Source organism: Streptomyces sp. NPDC018833 (assembly GCF_044390825.1).
Lineage (GTDB): Bacteria > Actinomycetota > Actinomycetes > Streptomycetales > Streptomycetaceae > Streptomyces.
The window spans coordinates 22,297-28,500 of sequence record NZ_JBIRZM010000030.1; the positions used below are offsets into that span (position 1 = coordinate 22,297).

Sequence of the window (6,204 nt, forward strand, 5' to 3'; positions counted from 1 at the left end):
CGGCGACGCACGACGGCTGGGCCGGCGAGGCCGTCGCACCGCCGACGCCTTTCAGCAAGGTCGTGAACTCTCCTCATTGAAAGGGTAGTTGACTAGGCTGACGGGCGTGACCGACAACGCGCACGCTCTCGACCGTATCGACACGTCCCGGCCCCATACCGCCCGGATCTGGAACTACTGGACCGGTGGCAAGGACAACTACCCCGTCGACCAGGAGGCCGGCGACCAGATCCGGACGCTGCACCCGGGCATCGGGGAGTACGCGCTCGCCGACCGGCGGTTCCTCGGGCGGGCCGTGCGGTACCTGGCCGGTGAGGCCGGGATCCGGCAGTTCCTCGACATCGGCACGGGGCTGCCGAGCGCCGACAACACCCACGAGGTGGCGCAGCGCGTCGCGCCCCAGTCGCGGATCGTGTACGTGGACAACGACCCGCTCGTCCTTGTGCACGCCCGCGCCCTGCTCACCAGCAGTCCGGAAGGCGCCACCGACTATCTCGACGCCGATCTGCGGGACGTGGACGCGATCCTGGAGCGCGCGGCGAAAACGCTGGACCTGAGCCGACCCGTCGGGCTGATGCTGCTCGGCGTCGTCATCTTCGTCGAGGACGACGAGGAGTCGTACGCCCTGGTGCGCCGGCTCATGGACGCTCTGGCGCCCGGCAGTCACCTCGTCCTGTCCCACACGATCACCAGCCCCGCGATGCCGGACGTGGACGCCGCGGTCGCGTTCTGGAACGAGCACGGTACGCCGCGCCTCACGCAGCGCACCCCGGACCAGCTCACCCGCTACTTCGAGGGGCTCGACCTGCTGGAACCGGGCATCGTCTCCTGCAACCGCTGGCGCCCGGACGCGGGAGACCCCGCGTTGCCGGAGGAGGTCGCGATGTTCGCGGGCGTGGGACGCAAGGCGTAACGGCCCGGCTGGGGTCAGCGCGGGCCGATGAACAGGCTCTGGGCGCTCCGGCCGATCGGGCCCTTCTCGTCGTGGAGGCGTGCGTCCGCCAGGCCTATGCCCGCCTCGTCGACGCTGGTGCGCGCCTCGACGCAGACCCACTCGCCCACCGGGTGGCGGTGCAGATGGACCGTCAGGTCCGGGTTGATGAAGACGTGCCGGGAGAAGTCCAGGACGTTGCTCATCCCGTTGCCGGAGTCGGCGGCGACGAGGACACGGTCCAGCGGGCGGGGTGCGTCGCCCGCGACGAGTGGCATCCGCATGCGCATCCAGCACGTTCCGGGTCCCTGTTCCTGCCAGGCGCCCTCGGCGAAACGGGTCTCGACCGCGGTGTGGTAGCCGATGTCCCACGGGATGCCGAAGAAGGGGGTGGGAGCCGTGTCCGCGGGGGAGGGGAGCAGTGGGCCCTGCGCGACGGAGGGTCCGGGCTCGGCAGTGGTCCGTACCCGAAGGGCACGGGCGAGCATCGCGGGCCGGTCCGAGCCTTGTGGTGTCAGTGCTGCCTCGACGACCTCGACGCTCCGGCCGGCGCGCACCACGGAGGTGGACACCTCCAGGGGCGCGATGGGGACCGGGCGCAGGATCTCGTAGGTGACGCGCGCCAGGCGCATGTCCGCACGTGCGCCCGGGCGTTCCTCGATGGCGCGGCCCAGCAGGGCGGCGGGCGGGCCCGCGTGCTGGGAGGCGGCGTCCCAGGGGCCGCGGGTGTGCTCGGTAGGGGCGTAGCGGTTCTCGGAGAGCCGCTCGTAGAACGACTGCGGGTCTGTCATTCGGGGCCGCCTTCCCTGCCGCCTCGCGGATGCGTGCACGGCACACGCTACCGGTCGGTAACAGCGTTATCCAGGGCCGGAGCGCGGCAAAGGGGCCCGTGATCCCCTGTGGGTCACGGGCCCCTTCCGGCGGCCTGCTGGGTCAGCCGGCGACGACCATGTAGCCGAGCAGTGCGACCGCTATGCCCAGCAGCGCGATGAAGGTCACCGTGGCGGCGGTGCCGCCGGCGTCGCTGCGGCGACCCTGGCGGCGCGCGTTCATCGCCCCCGACAGGCCCCCGTTCTGCGTGTCGTCCGTGCCCGGCGCTTCGGTCACGATCGCAGAGTTCTTCACGTCTTACTCCTGTGTTGCCGGCCCCGCCGTGGTCGTCGGAGGGCGTCTGACCTCAGCCTTCCTGGCTGCATTACACAGAGTAGCGGCTATGGTCCAGACCACTTGCGCGGGGGTCGGACCCCGCGCAGCCGGCGCCGGCCACACTGCCGCTGCCCCACCCGCGACCGTAAGCCCCGCCCCTGGGGGCGCCGCTCTTTCACGCCAAGCGCCCTGCTACGGAGCGCAGTTGGCTCAGACGCCTGGCGTGACCGCCGGCGCGTGCGCCGGTGTCCGGCGCCGCGCCGATGCGGTCCGGACAGGGTGAGTCGTCCACCCCCAGGGCCACACACCGGGCACCTACACTGGATCCCGGCGGACTGCCGGGCGGTGGAAGGTGGTTGACGGTGCGTAAGGCGTGGCTGATCGGTGGCGCGTCGATCGGGCTGTGTCTGAGCTTCGTCGCGCTGCTCGTCGTCGGGACGTTCTCGGCCGCCGCCGGGCTGATCGGCGGGGGCGTCAAGGGCGGTGCCGTGGGGCTTGCCAAGGGGGCCGTGCCCGGGCTGTACCAGCCGCTGGTGCAGCAGTGGGGGAACCTCTGTCCCGCCATCAACCCGGCCCTCCTCGCCGCGCAGCTCTATCAGGAGAGCGGCTGGAATCCCAGGGCGCAGAGCCCCGCGGCCGCGCAGGGCATCGCGCAGTTCATCCCCGGCACCTGGGCGACCCATGGCATAGACGGGGACAAGGACGGTGACCGTGACGTCTGGGACCCGGCCGACGCCATTCCGTCCGCCGCTTCGTACGACTGCGAACTGGCTGGATATGTACGCAAGGCGCCGGGTGACCCGACCGACAACATGCTGGCCGCCTACAACGCCGGCGCGTATGCCGTCATCAAGTACGGCGGCGTCCCGCCGTACCGCGAGACGCAGAACTACGTGAAGGTCATCCGCAGCCTGGAGAAGAGCTTCGCCAAGCCCGTCGGCCGGGTGGAGCCGTCGCGACAGGCGGCCGGGGCCATCTACTTCGCCCAGAAGAAGCTCGGCTCCAAGTACCTGTGGGGCGGCAACGGAACTGCCGAGCAGGGCGGGCGGTTCGACTGCTCGGGCCTCACCCAGGCCGCGTACCGCACCGTCGGCATCGAGCTGCCGCGCGTGGCCAACGACCAGTACAACGCCGGTCCGCACCCCTCGCGCGACGAACTGCTGCCGGGCGACCTGGTCTTCTTCTCGGACGACCTGGCCAATTCGCGCGCGATCAGACACGTCGGCATCTATGTCGGCGGCGGGTACATGATCAACGCGCCGTACACCGGTGCGGTGATCCGGTTCGACAAGATCGACACGCCGGACTACTTCGGCGCCACCCGCGTCACCAAGGACGGCGCGGCGGCTCTGCCGACCGATCTGCCGCAGGCGTGAGCGGGCGTGAGCCGGCGTGGGAAGCCCGGTCGGATGGCTGGAACTCGACTTTACGGCCACCGCTCTGAGCTGCGATGACGTGTCACTCTTCGATAACGTCATAGTGATCGTTCGGTGGAGACTGGAACGACACCGGGGATCACGTCGTTCCCTGGACTAGGACGGCCGCACTGACCATGCAGCACACACCGGACTGACCACGGGGGTTGGCAGAGCGGCGCACAGGCTGGTGCGCCGGTGGCACAAGGCAAGGGGCCGCGGCAGATGTCTGGACTCGCAATCGGGTTTCCCCTGACGGAGTCGAGGGGCGGGACGAACCCCGACGTCGGTCTGCTCTACGACATCAACGGCCTGGCCAAGGACGCACCCGGCTGGCTTGATCGGACCATGGAGTTCGTCGGCGAGTACGGCATCATGCTCGGCCTGGTGCTCGTCGCCCTCTGGTGCTGGTGGAGCGTGCGCAGGCGGGGTACCGCCGAGGACTCGGTGGCCGCGGTCGCCGCGCTGATCTGGACGCCGCTGGCGGCCGGCATCGCTCTGCTGATCAACATCCCCATCCGCGGATTCGTCGAACGGCCCCGGCCGTTCGTCGACCACGAGGACCTGGAGGTCCTCGTCGCGGGCAAGACCGACTTCTCCTTCGTCAGCGATCACTCCACGCTGGCGATGGCCATCGGCGCCGGACTCTTCATCGCCCACCGCAGGTTCGGGCTCGCCGCACTCGTCCTCGCCGTGGCCGAAGGCTTCTGCCGCGTCTACATGGGCGTGCACTACCCGACCGACGTCATCGGCGGCTTCGCGCTCGGCACGGCCGCGACCCTGCTGCTCGCTCCGCTCGCCCTGGCGCTGCTCACCCCGCTGGTGTCGGCGATCGCCGGCTCGCGCCGCCTGTCCTGGCTGGTGCGCTCCCGGCGGACCGGCGGAGCGGCACTGGTCACGGAGCCGCTCGACATGGAGGGGTCGGACCCGGGCGAGAACGGCCTCGCGGCGTAGCGGCCGGGCCCGTACGGCACCCCTGGCGGGAACGTGCCGGACGGGTGACGCGGTTTCAGAAGGGTCGAGGGCCCGCACCGTCACGTGGTCCGCCGGACAGAACTCAGACGGCCTGCGGGTATGCGAAGGCGCGGTCGGGGTCGTACTGCTGCTTCAGGCGCGTGAGCCGGTCCGCGGCCGGACCGTAGTAGGCACGGCGCCAGTTCGTCAGATTCGGGTCGGCGTAGTTCTGGTACGCCGCCCCGGACGCGTACCGCCGCATCGACGCGTGCGCGTTCTTCAACCAGGACTGCTGGGCCGTGCCGGCGGTGCCCGGCTGCCATGCGGCGATGTACTGGGCCAGCATCCGCGAGCGGCGGTGCACGAAGGACGTCGCCAGCGGGTCCACCCGGTTCACCGCGCCGCCGAGCGCGGTCAGCGCGATCGAGCCGCCGCCACCCCGGTTCGCGGGGATACGGGTGAACGCCTCGGCCGCCGCGATCAGCGCCTGCCGGCCGGCCGGTGCCAGGTCGCGGTCGAAGAAGTCGGAGGCCGCCGCGTACGTCTCGCGCGGCAGCGCACCTTGCGGGTCGCGGCCCGGGGTGGTGCCGGGCAGGCGGCACTGGGCGGCCGGGAGGGAGAGGCAGCCCGCGTAGGCGAGCATCGCGTCCAGATAGCTGCGCGGGCGCAGGGCCGCCGAGGACGCGGGCGAGCCCACGGCATCGGCGAGCCGGTCGAGTGCGTCGCGCAGGTCGCTCTCATGGCCGAGCGTGGAGGCGGCGACGGAGAGCGTGGGCCGCACGCCGCCCGGGCCCGCCGCGAGGTGCAGCGACGACCAGATCTCGTCGGGCTGGCCCGGAGCCCACCGCTGCCACGCGGCGATGACGGCAGCGGCCCGGGCCCAGGGCCAGGTCAGATAGGCGCTGACGGTCGGCGGCGCCGGGTGCGTACGGAAGCGGAACCGGGTCACCACACCGAAGTTGCCGAGCCCGCCGCCGCGCAGTGCCCAGAAGAGGTCCTTGTTCTCGGTGGCGCTCGCCGTCAGCGTCCTGCCGTCGGCGGTGACGAGCGTCGCCTCGGTCAGGCTGTCGCAGGTCAGGCCGTAGGCACGGGAGGTCACACCGTGGCCGCCGCCGAGGGTGAGGCCGGAGATGCCGACCGTGGGGCACGAACCCGCGGGGATGGTGCGGCCGCGGCGGGCGAGAGTCCTGTAGACGTCGACGAGTTTGGCACCGGCGCCGATCACTCCGTCGGCGCCGATGCGGCTGAGTGACGACACGTCGATGACCAGCTTGCCGTTGCCGGACGACCAACCGCCGTAGGAGTGGCCGCCGTTGCGGATGGACACCGGAGTGCCGTGCGCCTTCGCGTACGCCAGGCACTCCTTGATGTCGTCCTCGCCCGCGACGTAGGCGACCGCGGCGGGCTTCTTCCCGTCGAAGCGGGTGTTGTACAGCTGCCGGGCGCTTTTGTAGTCGGCATCGCCGGGCCGGATCAGCTTCCCGTCGAGACCGCGCGCGAGCGCGGTCCAGTCGGCGGGGCGGGGCGGCCGGGCCGATGTTCTCGTGGTCGTCGGGGTCCGGGTGGCCGGCGCCGTGGTGGCACCGCGGCTTCCCCCGCTGCACGCAGCGGTGGTCGCGGCAGTGGTGAGAGCAACAGCGGTGGTGAGCAGCGTACGCCGGTCCATGGGGCCTCCGTAAGTTGTTGGATGGCCCGGGAGGGCCGGATGTGGCTTATGGGGTCTTGCCTTCAGTGGCTCCGCAGGAGTGGCCGTCCGGC

6 protein-coding genes are annotated in these 6,204 nt (G+C 71.3%); 3 read left to right on the top strand and 3 right to left on the bottom strand.

Translation table 11 applies throughout. The annotated features are described in order from the left end of the window. Nucleotides 1-106 precede the first annotated feature (106 nt). Nucleotides 107-913 (top strand): SAM-dependent methyltransferase, encoded by an 807-nt coding sequence (locus ACH5AF_RS34685; RefSeq protein ID WP_398907457.1) that lies wholly within the window; start codon nt 107-109, stop codon nt 911-913. Nucleotides 914-927: 14 nt separating this feature from the next. Here ACH5AF_RS34685 and ACH5AF_RS34690 read toward each other — a convergent pair whose 3' ends face one another. Continuing rightward, a complete protein-coding gene (locus ACH5AF_RS34690; protein WP_398907459.1) occupies nt 928-1,722 on the bottom strand; it encodes a thioesterase family protein in 795 nt (264 codons plus the stop codon). Between the two features lie 142 nt (nt 1,723-1,864). Beyond that, nucleotides 1,865-2,056, bottom strand: a complete 192-nt coding sequence (locus tag ACH5AF_RS34695; RefSeq protein WP_398907461.1) for a hypothetical protein — start codon at nt 2,054-2,056, stop codon at nt 1,865-1,867. A gap of 383 nt (nt 2,057-2,439) precedes the next feature. On the opposite strand from ACH5AF_RS34695, the gene ACH5AF_RS34700 reads away from it, so the two are divergent. Together ACH5AF_RS34700 and ACH5AF_RS34705 are read left to right on the top strand one after the other, a co-directional pair. Beyond that, nucleotides 2,440-3,453 carry an NlpC/P60 family protein gene (locus ACH5AF_RS34700; protein ID WP_398907462.1) on the top strand — a complete coding sequence of 338 codons (1,014 nt, stop codon included), beginning with the start codon at nt 2,440-2,442 and terminating at the stop codon, nt 3,451-3,453. A 264-nt stretch (nt 3,454-3,717) separates the two neighbouring features. Next, nucleotides 3,718-4,446: a phosphatase PAP2 family protein gene (locus ACH5AF_RS34705; protein WP_398907464.1), complete on the top strand. Its 729-nt coding sequence runs from the start codon at nt 3,718-3,720 to the stop codon at nt 4,444-4,446. A gap of 103 nt (nt 4,447-4,549) precedes the next feature. Here the strand turns inward: ACH5AF_RS34705 and ACH5AF_RS34710 are convergent, their stop codons facing one another. Continuing rightward, the gene (locus ACH5AF_RS34710; RefSeq protein ID WP_398907466.1) at nt 4,550-6,112 is read right to left on the bottom strand and encodes an FAD-binding oxidoreductase; all 1,563 of its coding nucleotides are present in this window, start codon (nt 6,110-6,112) and stop codon (nt 4,550-4,552) included. Between the last annotated feature and the right edge of the window lie 92 nt (nt 6,113-6,204).

Bases quoted from the DNA above. Each gene is read 5' to 3' on its own strand.
- ACH5AF_RS34705 (WP_398907464.1), top strand. From the start codon at position 3,718: ATGTCTGGACTCGCAATCGGGTTTCCCCTGACGGAGTCGAGGGGCGGG.
- ACH5AF_RS34710 (WP_398907466.1), bottom strand. From the start codon at position 6,112: ATGGACCGGCGTACGCTGCTCACCACCGCTGTTGCTCTCACCACTGCC.
- ACH5AF_RS34690 (WP_398907459.1), bottom strand. From the start codon at position 1,722: ATGACAGACCCGCAGTCGTTCTACGAGCGGCTCTCCGAGAACCGCTAC.